The organism is Dyadobacter sp. HNCC25DJ186, assembly GCF_056895235.1.
In genome coordinates, this window is sequence record NZ_JBXHAS010000010.1 from 66,297 (window position 1) to 88,479 (window position 22,183).

Here is a 22,183-nt window from a genome sequence, read left to right on the forward strand (position 1 = left end):
ACAAAATAGCATGAGTGATATAAGAGCGAATGAATTTATTGTTGATTCAGAAATTTCATGGGAAGACCTCGGAGGTGGACTGAGGAGAAAAGTGCTATCATACGACGACAACCTGATGATGGTAAAAGTAGCATTCGAAAAAGGCGGGATTGGTGTTTTACACAGCCATTTTCATACTCAAATGAGTTATATCGCCAGCGGCGTTTTTGAAATTGTTATCGGCGACCAGACCCAGATTTTGAGAAAAGGCGACGGTTACTATATTCCACCAGATGTGATCCACGGTGCGACTTGTCTGGAAGAAGGAGTGCTGATTGATATTTTCACCCCCTTGCGTGAAGATTTTATTTAACTTAAAACAAACTCAAACAGCTCGTTTTAGAGGCATTTATCCGTATGAATTTCAATTTGATCAAACCAGTTTTAGTCGCGGTTTTTCTTTTCGCGATAACGCCATTGTTCGCACAAAATGAACAGGCAAAGGCTGCAAATGGAAAACAGTTTATTGTAGACTCCGAAATTCCCTGGCAGGATCTTGGCGGAGGTCTCAAAAGAAAGATCATGTCCTACGACCCTACCATGATGATGGTTAAAATTGATTTTCAGAAAGGCGGGATCGGCGCGCCGCACAAACATGTACCCACGCAAATGAGCTATGTCGAAAGCGGTGTTTTTGAGGTAACGATTGGGGATAAAAAACAGACGTTGAAAAAAGGCGACGGTTATTATATTCCGTCGAATGTCATGCACGGCGCGGTTTGCCTGGAGGCAGGTGTACTGATTGATATGTTCACGCCGATGCGCGAGGATTTTGTAAAATAATTTACCAAAAATAATGCTCACCAAGATTATTGAAACGCATGAGATATTTAGCTAACCGTACTATAAAACTTACCTTTTTTTCACTTTTCAGTCTGATGGCGACAGTCGGATCTGCCCAGCAAAAACCATGGTCGACACAAATGGCAGATTCTTTTATTTCCTGGAATAAAGACTCCATTCTCGTTGGAGAAGCCAAACGTTCTAATTGGAATTATGAGCAGGGACTGATGCTCAAAGCATTGGAAAGAGTGTTTTACCGTACGGGTGAAGGAAAATATTTTGAGTATATCAGAAAAGATGCAGACCGTTTTGTAAAGGCAGACGGCACGATTCTCACCTACGATTACAGTTCTTTCAACCTGGATAATATTCCTTCGGGACGACCATTACTGACACTTTATCAGCAATCTCTGCCTGATAAGGAAAAATATAAAAAGGCAGCAGATCTGTTGTGGAAACAACTTGCAGAGCAGCCGCGTATCAAAGAGGGAGGATATTGGCATAAAAAACGGTATCCTGAACAAATGTGGCTGGACGGCGTTTTCATGGCCGAACCATTCTCTGCTGAATACAGTCTGCTTTTTAATCATCCTGAACATTTTGACGATATCGCAAAACAATTCGAGCTCATCGAAAAGTACGCGACAGATGAAAAAACAGGCCTGATTTACCATGCCTATGACGATGCAAAAGCACAGAAATGGGCAGATAAAAAAACAGGCAGATCTCCACATTTTTGGGGACGGGCAATTGGCTGGTATGCTATGGCGCTGGTGGACGTGCTGGATTATTTCCCGAAAGATCACCCAAAGACACCTGAGCTGATCAAATATCTGCAAAGACTTGCCCCGGTTCTGGCGAAATATCAGGATAAAAATTCAGGAGTTTGGTACCAGATCATGGACCAGGGAACGCGTGAAGGAAATTATCTGGAAGCGTCCGCGTCATGCATGTTTGTGTATGCTTTGGCAAAAGGGTCGCGTTTAGGTTACATTCCTTCAAATTATTCGGCAGTTGCGAAAAAAGGTTATGAAGGAATTTTGAAAACGTTCATCGAAAAAGAGAAGGACGGAACGATCAGCCTCAACAAAACGGTCAGTGTCGGCGGACTTGGCGGGACGCCATACCGAGACGGAAGTTATGAATATTACCTCAGCGAGCCGATCCGGAAAAACGATTATAAAGGCGTAGGCCCGTTCATTATGGCTAGCGTCGAGATGGAAATTGCTTCTGAAAATACGGTTGGAAAAGGAAAAAAAGTAGCGCTGGATTGTTATTTCAACAAAGAAGTTCGGAAAAACGCAGCGGGGCAGCAAGAGCCGTTCCATTATACCTGGGAAGACCGCCAGCATTCTGGATTCTGGTTATGGGGTAATATGTATCGTGAACTCGGCGCACAAACAGTTTCTATTCCCTCAGCACCAACGGCTGAAAATCTAAAAGGAATTGATGTGTACATCATCGTAGATCCTGATACCAAAAAGGAATCACCTAATCCCAATTTTGTGCAATCAAAAGACATCGCAGAAATTGAAAAATGGGTTAAGGCCGGTGGAGTGCTTGTACTGATGGCAAATGATACCGCAAATTGCGAAATCCCTCATTTCAATGAACTTGCAAAAGTTTTCGGTATCCGGTTTACCAATAAAAACAGGAATATGGTACAAGGTCTGCAATTTGAACAAGGCCGTATCGATGTTCCTGCAAACGACAAAACTATTTTCAAAAACGCCAGTAAATTATACATCAAAGAACTATCCCCTATCGCTGTTACCGCTCCCGCTAAGTCGATATTGACTGATCATGGTGACATTATTATGGCGGTTTCGAAATATGGCAAGGGAACGGTTTATGCGCTGGGTGATCCCTGGATTTACAACGAATATCTGGATGGAAGACGAATTGATAACTCCTTCGAAAACTTCGCGGCTGCCAAAGATCTTTCCATTTGGTTATTGCAGCAGACGGCAAAAAAATAGATTCTGACTTTTAAATTTTTAGACTTAAAGCGTATGAATCACCTATATCGCGAGCATTTGCGCCGTCTGCGGAATAATCCGAACGTTACTGTACCACATGATGCTGTGTTTGAATTGCCTGAAAAAGTGATCCAGTTTGGTACCGGAGCATTCCTTCGCGGCCTTGCAGATTATTTTGTAGACAAGGCAAACCGGGAAGGGGTCTTTAACGGCCGCATCGTGGTGGTAAAATCGACGGATGAAGGTGACTTAAAAGCATTTGATCGTCAGGACAATTTATATACGCTCGCCATGAAAGGCGTGCATAACGGCCAGCTGGTTGAAGAAACCATTATTTCTTCGTCCATCAGCCGGGTATTATCTGCTAAAACACAATGGTCGCTGGTATTGGATTGTGCGAGAAATCCTGCCATTAAAGTTGTGTTTTCAAATACCACGGAGCTTGGCATTCAGCTTGTCCAGGATGATATTTATCAATGGCCGCCCGTTTCGTTTCCTGGAAAGCTGCTGGCGTTTTTATATGCCCGGTTCAGAGCTTTCGCAGGTGACCCACGTTTTGGGCTGGTGGTCGTTCCAACAGAATTAATTGCAGATAATGGGAAAAAGCTGGAATCTATCGTACTGGAACTGGCACATCGGAACGGGCTTGAACCTGGCTTCATCGATTGGCTTGAACAATGCAATTCGTTCTGTAATTCTCTCGTAGATCGTATTGTGCCCGGAAGGCCTGATATTGAAATTAAAAAGCAGATTGAAAGCGAGCTGGGGTATATTGATGATTTGATGATCATGTCGGAATATTACCGGCTCTGGGCTATTGAAGGTGATGAAAAGGTGAAAGAAGTTTTGTCATTTTCACAGGTCGATTCAGGGGTTATTATTGAGCCCGACATTCAGTTATACCGAGAGTTGAAACTTCGATTATTGAATGGCGCGCATACACTGGGATGCGGACTGGCCTTTTTAGCCGGCTTCCCAACAGTAAGAGAGTCGATGCAAAATCCATTTTTTGAAGCCTATTTATCAAATCTGATACAAAATGAAATTGCCGTTTCAATCCCATATCCGGTGAGTGAAGCGCGTGCCTTGCAATTTAGTCAGACGGTTTTGGATCGTTTCAGAAATCCTTATATCGAGCATAAATGGATCAATATCGCCCATAATTATTCCGCAAAAATAAATTCAAGGGTCATCCCCGTTCTCGTGCAATTTTATAAAGTATTTAATACTGCGCCCGAATACATAACTTTTGGGTTCGCTGTATATATCTATTTCATGAAGGCCGTCCGAAAAGACGGGGAAAATTATTATGGCTTTTCCAATAATACCAATTACCTCATACAGGACCAAAAAGCAGCCTACTTTTATCAAAAATGGCAAAATTATGATCTTCGTGAAATGGTTCGCCTGATCCTGAAAGACTCATTTATTTGGGGATCTGACCTTACAAAAATGGGGGTATCTGAGGATAATGTCGTCCAATATCTTGAATCGTTTGCGAGTTCCGGTGTTGCTCAAACGCTGAACAATTTTCTTGCAAAAGTCGAATACGTCAAAATTTAATTTCCTATTCCAGAACAATAATCTGTTGTTATTATGCTAACTACCGAAGCCCCAAAATTGGAAAGTCACATGACCAAATACCGCTGGCGCGTTGTGGCTCTGCTCTTTTTTGCGACCACAATCAATTATCTAGACAGACAAGTTCTGGGGTTATTAAAACCAGCTTTGGAGTCAGATTTTGCCTGGACAGAAAAAGATTTCAGTCATATTGTTATGGCATTTCAGGCGGCTTATGCGATTTCCCTGATCGGCTTTGGTGCTATAATTGATAAAATCGGAACAAAATTAGGGTATATCATTTCAGTTGTCGTTTGGAGTATCGCAGCTATTTTACACGCCGCAGCCACAGGAACTTTAAGTTTTGGTTTAATGCGCGCCTTGCTGGGACTAGGAGAAGCAGGAAATTTTCCGGTCGCAATTAAAGCAACGGCAGAATGGTTCCCGAAAAAAGAACGTGCGCTGGCAACCGGTATTTTTAACTCCGGCGCTAATATTGGCGCAGTCGTTGCTCCCATCATGGTGCCCTGGCTTTTAGGTGCATACGGATGGCAGGAAGCATTTTTGATCACGGGCGCACTAGGTTTTGTGTGGTTATTTTTCTGGTGGAGATATTATGAAGTACCAGCCAAACAAGAACGGATCAACCAGGCTGAATTTGATTATATCCACAGCGACAACGAGCCTGATACCAGCAAAGAAGCGCCGGTAAAATGGCTTGATCTTTTCAAAGTGCGCCAAACCTGGGCATTCGTTTTCGGGAAAATGCTGACAGATCCGATCTGGTGGTTTTTCCTGTACTGGCTCCCATCCTACTTCGCAGAAGCTTTCAAATTAGATCTTTCCAAACCAAGTCTTGAACTGGTTATTGTTTATACTGCGACTACGATCGGCAGTATCGGAGGCGGTTATCTTTCAGGTTATTTTATTAACAAAGGCTGGCCGATTTTCCGTGCACGAAAAACTTCCATGTTTATTTTCGCAGTATTGGTAACGCCAATTATGCTGGCGCAATATACCACCAACATCTGGCAGGCTGTTTGCTTAATAAGTTTGGCGGCGGCGGCTCACCAGGCATGGAGTGCGAATATCTTCACAACAGCATCGGATATGTTCCCTAAAAAAGCGGTCAGCTCTGTTGTAGGTATCGGTGGAATGGCAGGATCAGTAGGAGGAATACTTTTTCCACTTATGGTAGGTATTATTCTTGATAATTATAAAACAGCCGGCAATATCGGAGGCGGCTACAATGTAATTTTCATCATTTGCGGATTTGCTTATTTGCTCGCATGGACAGTTATGCACTTCTTTGCACCTAAAATGGAACAAGTGAAAATTTAAAGCGGCTTTCAGCATTCGGCTGTCGGCTATCGAATTCAAAAAAAATCCTTAATTGTTATGAAAAAAACATTTTTAGTTGCTGCGTTATTTATGTTTGTCAGCCTTTCTTCATTTGCGCAAACGGCTGATGAAAAAGCAGTCGGTGAAGCGGTTGAAAAATTGAAAAATGCTATCGTTTCCGCTGATGCGGCAGTTCTGGGAAAATTAACATCCCCATTATTATCCTACGGTCATTCGAGTGGTTTGCTGGAAGATCAAAAAGAATTTATCCGCGCCTTGACAAGCGGTGAATCGCATTTCACACGTATTGATATTGCAGATCAAAAGATCACAGTTTCCGGTGACGTTGCCATGGTTCGTCACACTTTGTCGGGCGATACACATAACAAAGGAAAAGATCCTGCTCCGGTGAAATTAGGCGTGTTCTATGTTTGGCAAAAAATAAAAGGAAGCTGGATATTAGTTGGTCGTCAGGCATTCAAAATGCCGATGTAATTTAAAACCGGATTATTGAAAAATCAGAAAGACAGTCAGACCGTACATCCGGAATGACTGTCTTTTTATTTTGCGTCATAGAACTTCAACGCCCCGTGGTAAAATCCGGATATCTTCTTCCCGTCAGAACCTTCAACACAGTCAAAAGAGATATCATAAATATCTCCTGCTTTTTTAACCGTAACCTTACCTGCGATGATTTCGTGGACTTCGCCGCCGGAAGTAATGTAGTCAGCATTTAGAACGACATAAGAAAAGCCGCCAAATGTTTTAGAGAGAAAAGTGGAGGAATTGTCAAAAGCATACGCACCATCGCCCAATACATTTGAAACGGGACTATAAATATCGAAGTAAACGACATGCCCTTTCCCTGAGGTTGAGTCGATCTCACCTTCGGCTCCATGAATGGTGATACCGGAGGAATATAGAAACAGCACCTGCTGGTTACCCTCTGATTTGGAATATTGACCATAATCAATCAACAGGCCATTCGCCAGCTCATACGTGGCACCATCGAAGGTAATTTCACTTTGAGGAACAATTTCTTCGTTATCATTTTTACAACCTGAAAAAATAAAAAGTGTGAATAAAGCGAAAAACAGAGATTTGGAAAAGTTGGACATAAGCATATTTTTAGAAGTGAAATTGTTATTCAAAACAGAAAACCTATGAATTTTCGAAATGGAGAATCAGCTTCTAAATCCTGCCCGGATATGCATTATACTCAACCTAATAAAAAAATAGCATTCCGGTTGTACACTGATTACTGACAACTGGAATGCTATTAACTATAAGTTGCTAAATGAAACGGGAATAAATCTAATGGGTGGGACGATCTGGAGCCGGAGCAGAAGCGTGATAATCTTCCTGGATAATCTCAGCATATTTGTCTAACAACTCCATCACTCTGTCCCTCGATTTTGACCGCACGACAAGCCCGATATGATATTCCTCATCCATTCTCCAAACGATTTCAGGATCATTAAAAACTGAATTATCCGGCCATTGCTGCCTGGTCAGCGAAATAATTATACCGGCATATTCCTTACGGCTCGGCGGTAATTTAAAAATTTCACCCTTGGCTTCCGCAGTCTCCATTTTCGCCCATTCTTTCCAAAGATTGATACCGGAAGAGGCCTCTACCAATTCAGAAAGGTGAGCACCGCCAACCCGCGACGATGTTTCCAAAAAGTAATACTTTCCGTCGTCTTTCGAGCGGATCACTTCTGTATGCGAAGCGCTGTGACGCAGGCCAAAGGCTTTCAAGACATCAATCGAAAGAGTTTCCAGCGCATGTGCTTCGGAGGAATCAAACGGGACCGTTACTGATCTGAAAATGCCACCACCATGTGCGACATCAAACGGAGGAGCAAGATATTTACTGTTCCAGGTAAAAATCACCCGGCCGTTCATCGACAAAGAATCTACGTGATAAACGTCCCCCGGTTTGAACTGCTCAACCAGATAGGCGTGTCGTTTATCCCCCAGCTCATGAATGGTCTCCCATAATTCTTCCCTGGTATGCAGCTTTTTTATACCCGTTGCCGACGCTTCTGAACGCGGTTTGATCATCCACGGGCCTGCGTGATCATCTATAAATTCATTAATTACTTCATCATTGAACAATCCACAAAACCCGGGCACCAGAATTCCTGATTCAGAAGCTTTGGTGCGCATGGCGAGTTTGTCACGAAAATATTTCCCGGTTGTCTGCCCCATACCCGGAATACGGAAATATTCCCTGATCAGTGCTGCTTTTTCAACATCAAAATCATCCAGCGCGACAACCCGATCGATCATCCGGCTGCGCATGATGTAGGCAAGGCCGGTCACAACCTCGTCCATGTTGTATGTTTTGTCTTCTCCTTCTTCTATGTAAAAAAACTCGTCTACGGATTCTCTTGCCCAAGGTTTCTGATCCAGCTTTTTGGCTGTTAGTAAATAGACAATATTGCCGGCATTTTTGCAGGCTCTCAGGAAATCATTTCCCTTGAAATAGGTTGAAATACATAAAAAAGTTAAAGGACGCGCCATAAAATGTAGTTTGAGTGATACTATGCTGATCGAATCCTGATTATCCGACAAGAAAATTTCAGAAAACTTCCTTTTCCAAATCTAACAAAAACAAGCTATTTATCAAGTAATGCCACAGTTAAATTTCTGTGATGTGGAAATTTAAATCTCGTGTACCTTTTAATTTAAAATTAAACATAGAATTTCATTAAACGAAAAAAAACTCGGCTACAAATCTGATAAATAATCTCTTAGCAATCGAATACCATATCCGGTTCCAGCCCGGCCTGGAGCAAATTCATTGTCTCCAAACGCCATTCCGGCAATATCCAGATGCGCCCATTCCGGATGTTCATCTGTAAACACTTCCAGGAATTTTGCAGCAACAATAGCACCGGCAAGCGGTTTGCCGTGAAAGTTTTTCAAGTCAGCGATATCCGAAGAAATCTCTTCTTTATATTCATCCCAAACCGGCAAACGCCATAAACGTTCACCCGTTTTTTCCCCTGCTTTTGTCAGATCCGCTGCAAGGTTATCACTTACAGAAAACAATCCGGCAGCCTCATAACCAAGTGTTTGAATAACACTTCCCGTTAAAGTCGCCAGGTCAATCACAACATCAGGTTTAAATTCTCTGACGGCATAACTCAATCCGTCAGCCAGGATCAGTCTGCCCTCTGCGTCTGTGTCGATGACTTCGATCGTTTTTCCTGCATAAGATTGGATGACATCACCCGGTTTCATGGATAAGCCGTCGATGGAATTTTCTGTTGAAGGTACTACCCCAATAATCCTGACCGGTAGTTTGAGCTGTGCGGCCAGTTCAACGGTTCCAAGCACTGCCGCTGCGCCGCCCATATCACTTTTCATCAGGTGCATACTCGCTGAAGGTTTGATCGAAATTCCGCCGGTATCAAACGTTACGCCTTTACCAACAAGCGCAATCGTTTTCTCATATTTTTCGGGAACGTATTCGGTCACGATCATAACAGGTGGCGCATCACTTCCTTTGCTGACAGCCAGCAATGCATACATGTGAAGTTCGTCGAGCTTGTTTTTACCCAGGATCGTGACTTTATAATTGTTCTTTTGGCCGGATTCCACCGCCCACTCAGCTAACTTTTCAGGAGATTTATAATTGGAAGGCGCGTTCATCAAATCCATAACACGCATCTGAACTGCCGCAGTTTTGGAAGCAGTATTGATTGCTTCCTCGCTTTCACCCGAAATTTTATCGATCAGGATAAACAACTTACCGTTCTCTCCGAAAAATGAACTGAACAACTTCGGCTCGGTCTTGTACAGCTGTAAATTATAACCGCCTAAAATGATGCCATTCACCGCATTTTCAATCCATTCCGAAGATTTGCCAATCGCGTCCAGTGTGATATTTTCAGGCCAGCGATCTTTGCGTTTAAAAAAAGCCGAACGGAAAGTTTTTAGTACAACAGGAAGTTTAGGTGTTTTTCCTAATCCCATCCAAATTTCGTTTTCCGTAGGCCACCAGATCTCACCTTTGTCCGCCTTAAATAATTCCTGATTTTCAGGTTCCGTACCTGCCTCAAACGTACGAAGTAGAAGTGTCTTTTCCGGTGCTTCTATGGTCTGGATGAAATGCATAATCTTTAATTACGAGTTGATATCATTCAAAGCTAAGCATTGTAAGCACTTATTTTTAAATTTTTACAAACAATATTCTTTGATTAAGCAGGTGAGTTCGGGAATGTCACACTACTTAAAATTATCATATTTGTCTACCATCTTAATACAATTTATAACCAGCAATTTCAGGCGACACATGAAGGTAAAATATCTATCTAAGCAATTCATATTCCAGGGCGTAATACTTTCCGGATTTATTTTGGGCCAGTCGCAGCACGTTTCTGCGCAGCGTAATGAGACAAAAGCGAACGATTCCAACACGCCTTTGCACTTGTTACAGCCTGACTATCCGGTGCCGTACGGTCTGGTAAAAAAGGAAAATATTGTCAAAGATCTGAACCGCATTTATACTTATCTGAACAATGTTACGCCTACTGCGTTTATAGATAGTAAAACCGGGAAACCAATAACAGATCTTACCAAAATTGATCAAAATACAGCATTGCAGAAAGGTGACTACCGGATTGTCAGTTATGAATGGGGCGTTACTTATTCATCCATGCTTCTGGCAAGTCAGGTTACAGGCGATCCGAAGTTTAAAGAATATGCAGATAAACGGCTCCAATTTATCGCTGAATCTGTTCCGTATTTCAAAAAGACTAACGCAGAACATGCCGACTGGGGAACAGCTGGCCCCTTGCGCGGACTTGTGGATCCGCACGCGCTGGACGATTGTGGAGCCATGTGCGCCGCGATGATCAAAGCAACCAGAGCTGGCACCGCAGGTAATTTCAGGCCGCTGATCGACAGCCACATCGACTATATTTTAAACAAAGAACATAAGTTAAAAGACGGATCACTGGCCAGAAACAGGCCTCAGCCAAATACGATCTGGCTCGACGATTTATTTATGGCTGTTCCCGCTTTGGCACAAATGGGAAAACTTACCGGTGAAAAAAAATACTACGATGAAGCTGTAAAACAGGTATTGCAGATTTCCGGGCGCATGTTCAATAAAGACAAGGGCGTATATATGCATGGCTGGGTAGAAGGCATGACCGAACATCCGGAATTCCACTGGGCACGCGCGAACGGCTGGGCTATTTTAACAAAAGTTGAGTTACTGGATGTACTGCCGGCCAATCATCCGGGAAGGACTAAAATTTTGGAATTATTAAAAGCGCATGTCCGCGGTTTGGCTTCTTATCAGTCCGGCTCAGGATTCTGGCATCAGATTTTAGATCGTAATGATTCTTACCTGGAAACTTCCGCGACCGCGATTTATGCTTATTCGATTGCAAAAGCGATTAATAATGGCTGGGTCGACGGATTGACTTACGCACCCATGACGCTGCTTGCCTGGAATGCAGTTTCAACAAAAATCAATAAGGAAGGGCAAGTTGAAGGGACTTGCGTTGGTACCGGAATGGGTTTTGATCCGGCGTTTTACTACCACAGACCGATCAGTCCGTTTGCTGCACATGGTTATGGGCCGGTTATCATGGCTGGATCTGAGGTTATTAATTTATTGGCAAACAAGTCTTTCGAAATCAATGACAGTTCCGTCCAGCTTCTCCAAAAAAAGTAAATACTGTTAATTATTTAAAAAATCACTAAAAAGGGCGCCAGGAAAATCCCTGACGCCCTTTTTTTGATATTAAAATAAAAATTTAAATTTTACCCAACCAATTTCATTAACCCTTAATCATTAACAAATAAAAATTAACCATTAAATCAATCCATCCCACCCTTGCGCGTAGGACTTCTCAGAGCTGGCCAGACGCCAGGTTCTCCTTTGGCATTTGCTGGAAGAACGCTTTTTTCGCGTGATGTTTTAACTGGATCTTCACTGGCCTGATAAGCCATGATCGCAGCTAAAATCGCGTTGTTTCGAACATCGTCAAAAACAATTTTATCGTACGTATCACGGTTGGTATGCCAGGTATAAGTTCCATAAGACCAGTTAAGCGAGCTTAAAGAAAATGCAGGAGCACCTGCCGCAACGAATGAAGCAAAGTCAGAACCGCCTGCTCCCGGCGCACCCGGAAATCTGGTTTCGATCTGATCCTTGATATTTGAAGGAACTTTTGACAACCAACGTCCCAGATATTCATAAGAATTCAAGAAGCCCTGCCCGGCAAGATTTACAACACGGCCGGTACCATTATCCTGATTAAAAACGGCCTGAATATTTTTTACAATTTCAGGATGATCCTCAACAAAGGCACGGGAGCCATTCAACCCCTGCTCCTCACTTCCCCAGTGACCGACCAGAATCGTTCTTTTTGGATTTGGATAAATTTTCTTCAAAATCCGCATCGCCTCCATCATCGTCAGCGTTCCCGTTCCATTGTCTGTCGCTCCTGTACCGCCATCCCATGAATCAAAATGTGCTGAAAGAATTACATATTCTTCTGGTTTTTCTGTTCCTTTTATTTCCGCAATCGTGTTAAAAGTTGGTACCACACCATTTTCTTTTGAATCAGCTCTTACGCTGATTTTCGGCGCATGTCCCGATTCTGCCAAACGGTATAAAAGACCATAATCTTCCAAAGCAATATCAACTGTTGGTACTTTTTTAGTTGTTGCACCAAAAATCTTATTCGCGCCAAATCCTTTTGACCAATAAGAAGCGACAACGCCAACTGCACCTGCTTTTTCCAGCGCGGCGGGAAGTGTACGCAAGGAATATCCTGTTTTTGAAATACGTTTAGCCCAGGCTTCGGTCTGGATATCACGCTCCTTTTTCATTTTTTCAAATGATTCTTTAGTTGCAAATTCCTGCCAGTTATAGTCCGGGCGACCGGTTGGCTGCAACATGCTGATCATAACAAATTTGCCTTTAACCGTTGGAAGCCATTTTGCAAAAGCCAGTGAATCCGCAAGGTCCGGAATAATGATAACATCAGCCGTGACCGTTTTGCCGCCCGTCGAGGGGCTCCATGCGAGCTGCATACCTTCCAGAGATTTTACACGCGGCGAGACCATATCAATATGCGACGCACCTCGTTCCCAACCGCGCCATTCGCCCCACTTTTCATTTTTTGCCGTGATATTCCAATCCTTATATTTTGCAACCGCCCATTCGTTTGCCTGTTGCATTTGAGGGGAGCCCACAAGACGCGGCCCAATCACATCCATTAATTCATGTCCAAGCTTTTCGAGCTGGGAATTTTCATTGGCTTCCTTTACGATGCCTTCAATAATCGGATCTTTTGTTTGTGCCTGGGTTAAAATTGAAGTTGCCAGAAGCAACCCAAGCGAGAGCCCGGATAGTTTTTTCATAGGTTGTCTAACTGTATTTTGGTTTCGGATTTCCTAATTTAGGAATATTGATTTAACCATTTGTCTAATCATGAAATATTACTGATTAGTCCTTGAATTACCTTATTAACACTGTTTCAAAGAGTTAATCTAGAATATCGCTCCTAAAAACGGAGGACACTTTGAGGGAAGATTATCTTCGTCCAACATATCTTTAAGATCGATCTCAATATTTCGGACAATGGCTCTTACCGGAACATCATTCAGCAAGCCTTCAAATGGATTTTCGCTGACATCCCCGGTGTATTCCATTAACATAAAAACCCAGGAGACGATCATATTGAATGGAATGAGCAGCCACATATACTTATCGCCGAGTTTCAAAAATTCCGTCAGCAAGCCGAAAGGCAAAAGCGTCATAAAAATAAAAATGAAGACAATTGAAGTCGTCGCATACTGCCGTGGGAAAGGCGTGTTTTTGATTCTTTCACTTTTTCCCTGTTCATCATATAACGAAGCAATCAGTCTTTGCAACTCGATATGCTGATAGGTATCGATCAGCTCTCTCTTTCTTAATTGACTGATATGTTGAGATTGCCTGTCGAGCAATTGCGTCGCCATATTTTTCTTTGTTTTCATCCAGGCAACTTCCTCTGACGACAGATAACGTACGATTTCTTTATCAAAAGTTTCAAGTTCCGTACCCAATGCTTTTCGTTGGCGCTCACTTGCTCTGTCTTTGTGTTCCCAGCTTGTTCGTTGCGCCATGGCATTTTTCAGTGCATATAACCAACCGATATGCCGGTAGATGATTATACGGATTTCTTCGTCAACGGCCGGGCCTTTATCATTACCAACAAAAGCCCGCAGCGCCGCACTTAACGAACGACTATTGTTGGTGATGGCGCCCCAGACCGTTCTCGCCTCCCAGCTTCTGTCGTAGGATTGGTTGTTTTTAAAACCAACAAAAAAAGCCGTTGCCGTACCAATTAGTGATACCGGCAGCCATGGAATTGCCACCCATTCCCAACCCAGATATTCATATGATAAGATGGCGACGGATCCCGTAAAAAGCGAAAGCAGAATCATCCGCCAGGAATAATAGTAAAGAACCAGAGGATGCAGGTAGCGATTGATGTACATAATAAAGAGTTTGAGTATTAAGTATTTATCTTGATTATAATGGAAATTTGCCAATCCATTTTATTTTGTTTCCAAAAATCATAATCGATTTCAGGAGGCTCCGAAGGAGCCAAGGTCGAAGCTAATTTACAAATACTATAAACAGGAAGCTCATAAAGAGCTGTTCGTTGTAATATTTGTAAGCCTGAAACTGTGTAAAAATTTTACAATTCCTTTTTGATTCTTTATTTCAAATACCGCCTCTTAAATTCCGACGGATTTTCACCTTCTATTTTCCTGAACAATTTGTTAAAATAAGACAAACTTTCAAAACCAACAGCGAAGCAGGTTTCAGAAATAGTCTTGTCCTGTAATAAGTAATTTTTCGCCTGGTTGATACGGTACTGATTCACAAAATCTGTGAATGTCATCTTCGTATTTTTCTTGAAAAACCTGCAAAAAGCGGCGGTTGTAAGATTGACTTGTTCCGCTATAAAATTGACATCAGGCCGCTGATCAAAATGCGTTTCTACATATTTATAAATTGAATCCATGCGTATTTGCTCCTTTTGCAGCGATTTGTTACCGGCTGGTAAACTATTTAAAACGGTTATATCGTCTGAGGAAGCAAGTAATTTTAAAATTTGAAGCAACGACATAAGCTGATCGAAATGGTCAAGTTTTGGCAATGCTTTCAATTTTTCTCCTGCTATTTGTTTTGTTAATCCGGAAAAAGAAAGCCCGTAATGTGATTTTTGAAACAGCGACTTTATTGATTTCAACTCCGGAATATCCAGGAAGTCTTTCCCGAGAAAATTTTCTTTCATTTGAATAATCACCTGCTCGCATTCCGTTCTAACGCCATAATCAAAGTTTAGATGTGGAATGTTAGGGCCAATAAAAACCAGATCGCTGCCCTCATAAACAGAAGTGTGGTCTCCCACATGTCGTGTCCCGCTCGTTCCTTCGACAAAAACAATTTCATACTCCGGGTGAAAATGCCAGAGAAAGGTATCATTCAATCCCGGCGTAAGCAGGACCTTGAAAGAACTTCCCTCGTCTGGTGCGATATCCTCACGGATTATTTTCATGTTTAGCGGTTAGCAATTAGCGCTGGCTTGAATTATCTGATAAAGTTATTGTATTCGATTTGGCAGTGTTATACTGCCTTTTGCTCATTCGTGAATTTAATTTACCAAAAATATCAATACAGAGCAAATATCAGATATTGGAGCGGTGGAAATGACAATCGAGTATATGGTAACTTTATCCTATTAAATCAAGATAAAATATCATATCAAATGGAACATCAAACTATGGCTCCAACGATGGCGCCTTCCAACGCACATAAAGATATTCCCGGAAATCCTTCCACTGCCAAGTCCAGCAGCGTGAAATTGAATGACAGAAGTAACGGCAAACCTTTGCGGCTGCTGAGCGAGGAAGACTGGCAATTCTGGATTACCAACGGATACATCGTTGTCAAAGATGCAGTCCCAAAAGATCAGGTGAAAAAACTGGCAGATTTTCTCTGGGAATTTGAAGAAAAAGACCCGAATAATTCTGAAACCTGGTATACGCCGCCACGCGCCGAAATGAAAATGAAAGAGCTTACCAATACCGGCATGGTGGAAGTGTATAATCATCAATACATGTGGGATAACCGTCAGTTCCCGAAAGTTCATGATGCGTTCACTGATATCTGGGGAACGGAAAAATTATGGGTCACCATCGACCGCGCCAATCTGAATTTGCCATTGCGACCCGGTTTTGATTATAAAGGTTTTATTCACTGGGATTATGATCCTGAAACAAAACCACAGAATGTGCAGGGCGTTTTGGCTTTGGCAGATCAGGACGACGAAAATATGGGTGGATTCCAGTGTATCCCTGAATTATTCAGAACGTATGATACCTGGAAATTAACCCAACCCGAAGATCGTAACCATTTCCAACCGGATATTACAGGTTTTGAACTCGTAAAGGTAAAAATGAATACAGGTGATCTGTTGATTTTCAATAGCTCTCAGCCACACGGTATCAGACCAAACAGAAGTGGAAACAAGGTCCGTTTAGCGCAATATATCGCTATGATGCCGGCTCAGGAGGATAACGAAGAACTGCGCCAGTGGAGAATAAATTCATGGAAAGAAAGACAAGCACCGGAAGGCTATGCTTTCCCGGGCGATCCAAGGAATTGGGAAAAAACAAAATATGAAACGGCTGAATTGTCGGATTTGGGGAGGAAATTGTTGGGGTTGGATAAGTGGTAATCCGAATTCAGTAATTAAAATTCCTCTGTCGATAGGACGGAGGAATTTTTTACATTGTTAAAACTTACTTTACCAGTCGCTTTATTACCGCTTTAATTATCTTCATTACAAACTACCTAACTTGATTAAAATCGTTTATCGAACTACTATATTTTCAAAATACGAATGAAAGTTAAATACGATAAAGAAACTGATATTCTTTATATCAGACTTAGCGATCTGGCAATCGCAGAATCTGACGAGGAAAAAAGGGCGTTATACTGGATTAAACTTCCATTCAACCCTCGAAAGTGGAATATGAATCTGTATGAGCCGTCATTTCTCATAGCCGTAATTTCAAATATTTATAATGTAAAAAGAACCGCCGCCTGCTAACTTTTAAGTGTCTCATTAACACAAATTTTCTTCTCCCCTGCGATCTTTTCGCCATACTCAGCGTTCTTTTTATATAGATCAATAAAAATATTAAAATGTCAGATATTAAGCTGGTGGCAACCGACATGGACGGTACGCTTCTCAATTCAAAACATGAGTTAAACGATTCATTTTTGCCTGTTTTCAGAAAGTTGAAAGAGCAGGGTATTATTTTTGTTGCAGCCAGCGGAAGGCAGTATTACAATCTTTTAAAAACGCTGGATGAGGTTAAGGACGAGGTAATTTTCGCTGCGGAAAACGGGAGTTACGTCGTTTACCAGGATGAAGAAATTCATGTTCAGGATATGGATCAGCAAATTGTGCGGGACCTGATTGTTAAAGCCAGAGAAATCGGCGGCACTTATGCGGTTATCTGTGGAAAGAAAAGGGCTTATGTCGAAAGTTCAGAACCTGAATTTCTTGACCACCTGAAATTATATTTCGAGCGTTATGAGATTGTTGAAGATCTGCTTAAAGTGGAAGACGACCAGTTTTTAAAGTTCACGCTTTGCGATCTGGCTGGTTCAGAAGCTAACAGTTATCCGCATTTCAAACACCTTCAGGAAACTTTGCAGGTGAAGGTATCGGGCCCGATCTGGCTGGACATTTCTCACAAGCAGGCAAATAAAGGAAAAGCAATGGAGGTATTGCAGGAAAAATTCGGGGTGACTTTTGAAGAAACCATGGTTTTTGGCGATTATTTCAATGATGTTGAAATGTTGCAAAAGGCATATCATTCTTATGCAATGGCTAACGCGCATGAAGATGTAAAAAGTATAGCAAGATTTATGGCAAAAAGTAATGATGACAATGGCGTCGTAGAAATTTTATCGACATTGGTTGAACAAACAATCACGACGGACAATTAATATAAATGAGACAAAAAAGGCCTGATCCATTCGGATCAGGCCATCTATTTTATTCCTCAAAGCTAATTTCTTATTTCGCGCTTACACGCCATATCGTTTTTCCTTCGTCGTCGTTTACCAACATTGAACCATCGTTCAACACCGTAACACCAACCGGACGTCCGAAGACTTTTTCTTCACTTTCAACAAAACCAGTTAAAAAATCTTCTGGTTTTCCTGATGGTTTGCCATTTTTAAACGGAACAAAAACTACTTTGTAACCAGATATTTTCGAGCGGTTCCATGATCCGTGTTGTCCAATAAAAGCGCCTTTTTGATATTTGGCAGGAAACTTGTCTTTGTCATAAAACGCCAAGCCCAAAGAAGCCGTGTGCGATCCAAGCGCGACATCAGGAACAATTGCCTTGGCAACCAGCTCTTTTCCTTCACCTTTCATACGTGGATCAGGATGGCCACCAAAGTAGGAATACGGCCAGCCATAAAATCCTCGTTCTTTCACGCTTGTTAAATAATCCGGCACCAGCTCATCACCCAATTCATCTCTTTCGTTTACCGCAGTATACAAAGTATTCGTACCCGGCGCCCAATCCATTCCAACCGGATTTCTCAGGCCGCTTGCAAATACCTTCTCTCCTGTTCCGTCAGGATTAATCTGCAGGATATTCGCACGTCTTACCTCCTCGTCCATACCGTGTTCTGCAACATTACTTGCAGATCCAACAGAAACATAAATCTTAGATCCGTCGGCATTCGGAAGCAGATTCCTTGTCCAGTGGTTGTTATATCCGCCGGCAGGAAGTTCGAGAATCTTCTCACCTTTGCCCGTAATTTTCGTATCACCCGCTTTGTACGGGTAACGCGTAATCCCATCAGTATTAGCTACATAAAAATAATTTTTTAGTACCAGCATTCCAAATGGCTGCTTCAATTTTTCAATGAATATTTCCCGCATCTCCGGAATTCCATCTTTATTTGCATCGCGTAGCAGTGTAATCCTGTCCGCACTTTTTTTGGTTGCAGATTCCGCTACGAAAACATCTCCGTTTGGAGCCTGATAAGTCCAGCGTGGATTGTCAAGCTTGTCCGCATATTTTGTAACGACAAAACCCTCTGGAGCTTTCGGCATCTCGCTATCCTTCCAGCCCTCAACATCGGGTCTTTTCTCTGTTGATTTAGTGGCGAATGGTGCCGGCAGGGTTACACTGTCAACAGCCGTTTGTTCTTCGGTCTGTACGGTATCTGCCCCACTTTCTGCCGTTTGTTTTTCTTCCTTGTTTCCACAACTAAATAAGGTTGCGCCGGCAAGCGTGCAAGCAATAATCAGGTTTATTTTTTTCATAGTCAGGTATATTATCATCAAAAAAAAGCATCAGTCACATTGACTGATGCTCTCGTCTTTAAATAATAATGCCAGATTAATTTCAGAGTAACTTTTTATTTAGTTAGCTGCAAATTCCCCCTTCAAAACCGGGCGGGCGTCTTTTGTATTTCCCAAAATAGCTAGACTTCTTAAAAACTCTGTTTCCAGATTACCCTTATCAAACCTGCACTTGACTATTTCATAATGCGCTGTTTCAATAAACCGCCACGTCATTTCGAAAGTATTTTCATCAGTCCATGCACCGCTTGCCGCGATCTTCGTTTTCGTCTCGCCAGGAATAATCGTCTGGGTAAGTTTTAATGGCAAAGTGCTGATATCCGTGACGCCATGTTTCCACTTGCCAATTCCACAGCTTACCAAATGCTCGCCTTTATCATCTTTCATTTTAAAATCACATCCACCTTCTTTGAACGTGAGCGAGATACTGCTGACCGACAATTTATTTTCAGCAATCGCATAATTTTTCCCACTTACCGCCCCAACAACTTCCGAGACATGTTTCCCCTGCGCCACAGGAAGAGCCAGCTTGGCTAGTTTTTGTTTCAACTGCACTTGTCCGGATTTATCAGTAGCGAGTGGCTTTGTTTTTAGTGCTGGTAAAATATGGTCCCAAACCTGATCAAGAATAGCCTGCATATCGGCTGTTTCACTGGTAATGGCCACGACCAGATCTTCCTTGGGCAGCACAATGCAATATTGACCATAGGCGCCGTCCCCTCTGAAGGCATCATGGCGACAACGCCAGAATTGATATCCATATCCTTGCAGCCAATCATTTTCCTCTTTTTCCCGCGACCCGCCTTTGGACTGCACCTGAAAACTCGTGGCATCTTCTATCCAGTTTTCAGCCATCAATCTTTTGCCATTCCACATGCCTTTCCGGATCAGCAGCTGGCCAAATTTGGCTATGTCTTCGGTTTTTATACGCAATCCCCACCCGCCGGTATTGATTCCGTTCGGATCAACTTCCCAATCTGCGCCTACAATATTTAATGGTTTAAAAAGTCGTGGCGTGAGATAAGTCAGCACATTTTCTCCTGTCAATTTTTGAATAATGGCAGAAAGCATATACGTTGCGCCGCTGTTATAGACAAAAAACGTCCCCGGTTCGTGCTCCACCGGGAACGCCAGAAAACTTTTTACCCAGTTGGTTTCAGAAGAATTTCGCAGCGCAGGCGTACTGTCCGTATCATGCCCGGTTGACATCGTCAGCAGATCTTTTACCCGCATCGCAGCCAGGTTAGGACTCACCGATGCAGGAAGATCCTTCGGAAAAAAGGACACGACTTTATCTTCCACCGTCAACTTACCTTCTGCGACGGCCATTCCGATTGCTGTAGATGTGAAACTTTTGCTCAGCGAATAAAGTGTATGTTTAAGATCAGGGGCATAAGGTCCCCACCAGCCTTCGGCGACGATATTTCCATGACGGACAACCATCAGGCTATGCAGGTTGAGATTTTTTGTTTCAACCGCATTTACAAATTCCAGAATACCTTTCGAACTCACGCCTTGTGCTTCCGGCAGACTTCTTGGCAAACCTGAATTCGCAGCAGACGAAGCCCAGGATGATGAAGGGAGCTGACTGATCAATCCAATTTGAAGGGCACTTACCCCTACTTTCCCTAAAAATTCTCGTCGATTTAGTGTCATTTTAAAAAGGAATAATAGCTGTCTGACTTTAAAATTACTGTATTTGAAATCGTTATTTTGTTATAAATTCTTCACTGACTTTTTGTTTGGAAAGCTGATTTTCCCGTTACTGAAAAAGGATAGCCGGCTTATTGGTATATTTGCAGAGAGCAAGTGAAAATTGTTCGACTTATCATTTTCCACAACAGTCCAGAAATTTATGTCTTTTCAAAAACTCGGCTTATCCGAACCCTTATTAAAAACCATAGCAGAACAGAATTATACTCAACCATATCCGATTCAGCAGGAAGCAATTCCGGCAATTTTGGAAGGGAAAGATATTTTGGGAATTGCTAAAACCGGTTCGGGAAAAACAGCCAGTTTTGTATTGCCGATTCTGGAAATGTTTCAAACGAAAAGTGCTCCTAAAAACAGATACATCACTGCCCTCGTTTTGGTACCAACCCGGGAACTTGCCGTTCAGATCGGTGTTGTTTTTCAAACTTTTGGAGAAAAACTCCCAAGAAAGGTAAAAACGCTGGCGGTGTATGGCGGTGTTTCCATCAATCCGCAGATGATATCGATGCAAGGCGTAGAAATCCTTATTGCTACGCCCGGGCGATTAATTGATTTATTATCACATAAAGCGCTTAATATTTCTGAAACCGAGATACTTGTTTTGGATGAAGCAGATAAAATGCTGAATCTAGGTTTTGCGGAGGAAATGAAGGATATTTTTTTCCTGCTTCCTAAAAAGCGTCAAAGCATATTATTTTCCGCAACACTGGGTGACGAAGTTGATAAAATAAATAAAAGCATTCTTAAAAATCCGCTGACCATAGAGATTGCCGAGGAAGAGCAAAACCTGGATCTGATCAAACAGAGCGGATATTTTGTTGATCCGGAAAGAAAAGGGCCATTACTTCGCTACCTGATCAAACAGGGAGAAATGAAGCAAGTACTGGTTTTTGTTTCTTCGACCCGAACGGCGGATAATCTGGTTGTAAAACTTGAAAAGAACGGAATTCAGGCAGCAGCTATGCATAGCAAAAAAAGCCAGGGAGCGAGGACAGAAGTTTTGAACAAATTCAAATCCGGGAAACTGACCGTCATGGTAGCGACCGATCTTGTTTCCAGAGGTATTGATATCCAATTTTTACCGCATGTGATCAATTTTGAATTGCCACGCTCACCCAAAGATTATATTCACCGTATCGGCCGGACAGGTCGCGCCGAAGCCACAGGTGAAGCCATTTCTCTGATCACACCGGAAGAAGCTCATCACTGGAAAATTATCCAGAAAAAGATGGGAAAACGCGTTGAAATGACAGAAACTTTTGATCTGGATTTGATGGGGTATTGACCTACTCACAATACACACACTTGATTCATACCTAATTCCGGCCCCACTTGCCG

19 protein-coding genes are annotated in these 22,183 nt (G+C 42.4%); 11 read left to right on the forward strand and 8 right to left on the reverse strand.

The genetic code is table 11. The features are described from left to right. Positions 1-10: 10 nt before the first annotated feature. The 6 genes from AC1XUO_RS23720 to AC1XUO_RS23745 are packed head-to-tail and all read left to right on the forward strand — an operon-like array spanning position 11 to position 6,197. Positions 11-352 carry a cupin domain-containing protein gene (locus AC1XUO_RS23720; protein ID WP_483332322.1) on the forward strand — a complete coding sequence of 114 codons (342 nt, stop codon included), beginning with the start codon at positions 11-13 and terminating at the stop codon, positions 350-352. 44 nt (positions 353-396) lie between these two features. Further along, on the forward strand, positions 397-822 hold the full coding sequence (locus tag AC1XUO_RS23725; protein WP_483332323.1) for a cupin domain-containing protein: 426 nt from the start codon (positions 397-399) through the stop codon (positions 820-822). Positions 823-860: 38 nt separating this feature from the next. Next, positions 861-2,801: a glycoside hydrolase family 88 protein gene (locus AC1XUO_RS23730; RefSeq protein ID WP_483332324.1), complete on the forward strand. Its 1,941-nt coding sequence runs from the start codon at positions 861-863 to the stop codon at positions 2,799-2,801. A 33-nt stretch (positions 2,802-2,834) separates the two neighbouring features. After that, the gene (locus AC1XUO_RS23735) at positions 2,835-4,364 is read left to right on the forward strand and encodes a tagaturonate reductase (protein WP_483332325.1); all 1,530 of its coding nucleotides are present in this window, start codon (positions 2,835-2,837) and stop codon (positions 4,362-4,364) included. Positions 4,365-4,397: 33 nt separating this feature from the next. Beyond that, a complete protein-coding gene (locus tag AC1XUO_RS23740; RefSeq protein WP_483332326.1) occupies positions 4,398-5,702 on the forward strand; it encodes an MFS transporter in 1,305 nt (434 codons plus the stop codon). Between the two features lie 57 nt (positions 5,703-5,759). Next, positions 5,760-6,197 (forward strand): nuclear transport factor 2 family protein, encoded by a 438-nt coding sequence (locus tag AC1XUO_RS23745; RefSeq protein ID WP_483332327.1) that lies wholly within the window; start codon positions 5,760-5,762, stop codon positions 6,195-6,197. Positions 6,198-6,262: 65 nt separating this feature from the next. Here AC1XUO_RS23745 and AC1XUO_RS23750 read toward each other — a convergent pair whose 3' ends face one another. The 3 genes from AC1XUO_RS23750 to AC1XUO_RS23760 form a co-directional block, all read right to left on the reverse strand. Next, a complete protein-coding gene (locus AC1XUO_RS23750; protein WP_483332328.1) occupies positions 6,263-6,820 on the reverse strand; it encodes a hypothetical protein in 558 nt (185 codons plus the stop codon). 196 nt (positions 6,821-7,016) lie between these two features. Beyond that, a complete protein-coding gene (locus tag AC1XUO_RS23755; RefSeq protein ID WP_483332329.1) occupies positions 7,017-8,231 on the reverse strand; it encodes an ATP-grasp domain-containing protein in 1,215 nt (404 codons plus the stop codon). 207 nt (positions 8,232-8,438) lie between these two features. After that, positions 8,439-9,830: a leucyl aminopeptidase family protein gene (locus tag AC1XUO_RS23760; protein ID WP_483332330.1), complete on the reverse strand. Its 1,392-nt coding sequence runs from the start codon at positions 9,828-9,830 to the stop codon at positions 8,439-8,441. Positions 9,831-9,960: 130 nt separating this feature from the next. Between AC1XUO_RS23760 and AC1XUO_RS23765 the strand changes: the two genes are divergently transcribed. Continuing rightward, positions 9,961-11,400 (forward strand): glycoside hydrolase family 88/105 protein, encoded by a 1,440-nt coding sequence (locus AC1XUO_RS23765; RefSeq protein WP_483332331.1) that lies wholly within the window; start codon positions 9,961-9,963, stop codon positions 11,398-11,400. A 146-nt stretch (positions 11,401-11,546) separates the two neighbouring features. On the opposite strand, the gene AC1XUO_RS23770 is transcribed toward AC1XUO_RS23765, so the two are convergent. The 3 genes from AC1XUO_RS23770 to AC1XUO_RS23780 form a co-directional block, all read right to left on the reverse strand. Next, entirely contained in the window at positions 11,547-13,097 is a 1,551-nt protein-coding gene (locus AC1XUO_RS23770; protein ID WP_483332332.1) for a M20/M25/M40 family metallo-hydrolase, read from the reverse strand. A 129-nt stretch (positions 13,098-13,226) separates the two neighbouring features. After that, a complete protein-coding gene (locus AC1XUO_RS23775) occupies positions 13,227-14,219 on the reverse strand; it encodes a bestrophin family protein (protein ID WP_483332333.1) in 993 nt (330 codons plus the stop codon). Positions 14,220-14,443: 224 nt separating this feature from the next. Continuing rightward, positions 14,444-15,289 (reverse strand): AraC family transcriptional regulator, encoded by an 846-nt coding sequence (locus AC1XUO_RS23780; protein ID WP_483332334.1) that lies wholly within the window; start codon positions 15,287-15,289, stop codon positions 14,444-14,446. 210 nt (positions 15,290-15,499) lie between these two features. Between AC1XUO_RS23780 and AC1XUO_RS23785 the strand changes: the two genes are divergently transcribed. From AC1XUO_RS23785 to AC1XUO_RS23795, 3 genes are all read left to right on the forward strand, one after another. Then, positions 15,500-16,471 (forward strand): phytanoyl-CoA dioxygenase family protein, encoded by a 972-nt coding sequence (locus AC1XUO_RS23785; RefSeq protein WP_483332335.1) that lies wholly within the window; start codon positions 15,500-15,502, stop codon positions 16,469-16,471. A 165-nt stretch (positions 16,472-16,636) separates the two neighbouring features. Further along, positions 16,637-16,846: a DUF2283 domain-containing protein gene (locus tag AC1XUO_RS23790; RefSeq protein ID WP_483332336.1), complete on the forward strand. Its 210-nt coding sequence runs from the start codon at positions 16,637-16,639 to the stop codon at positions 16,844-16,846. Positions 16,847-16,941: 95 nt separating this feature from the next. Continuing rightward, on the forward strand, positions 16,942-17,754 hold the full coding sequence (locus AC1XUO_RS23795; RefSeq protein ID WP_483332337.1) for an HAD family hydrolase: 813 nt from the start codon (positions 16,942-16,944) through the stop codon (positions 17,752-17,754). Between the two features lie 70 nt (positions 17,755-17,824). On the opposite strand, the gene AC1XUO_RS23800 is transcribed toward AC1XUO_RS23795, so the two are convergent. Together AC1XUO_RS23800 and AC1XUO_RS23805 are read right to left on the reverse strand one after the other, a co-directional pair. Continuing rightward, a complete protein-coding gene (locus AC1XUO_RS23800; protein WP_483332338.1) occupies positions 17,825-19,093 on the reverse strand; it encodes a PQQ-dependent sugar dehydrogenase in 1,269 nt (422 codons plus the stop codon). 99 nt (positions 19,094-19,192) lie between these two features. Next, on the reverse strand, positions 19,193-20,788 hold the full coding sequence (locus AC1XUO_RS23805) for a serine hydrolase domain-containing protein (protein WP_483332339.1): 1,596 nt from the start codon (positions 20,786-20,788) through the stop codon (positions 19,193-19,195). 199 nt (positions 20,789-20,987) lie between these two features. On the opposite strand from AC1XUO_RS23805, the gene AC1XUO_RS23810 reads away from it, so the two are divergent. Further along, entirely contained in the window at positions 20,988-22,130 is a 1,143-nt protein-coding gene (locus AC1XUO_RS23810) for a DEAD/DEAH box helicase (RefSeq protein ID WP_483332340.1), read from the forward strand. Positions 22,131-22,183: the final 53 nt, after the last annotated feature.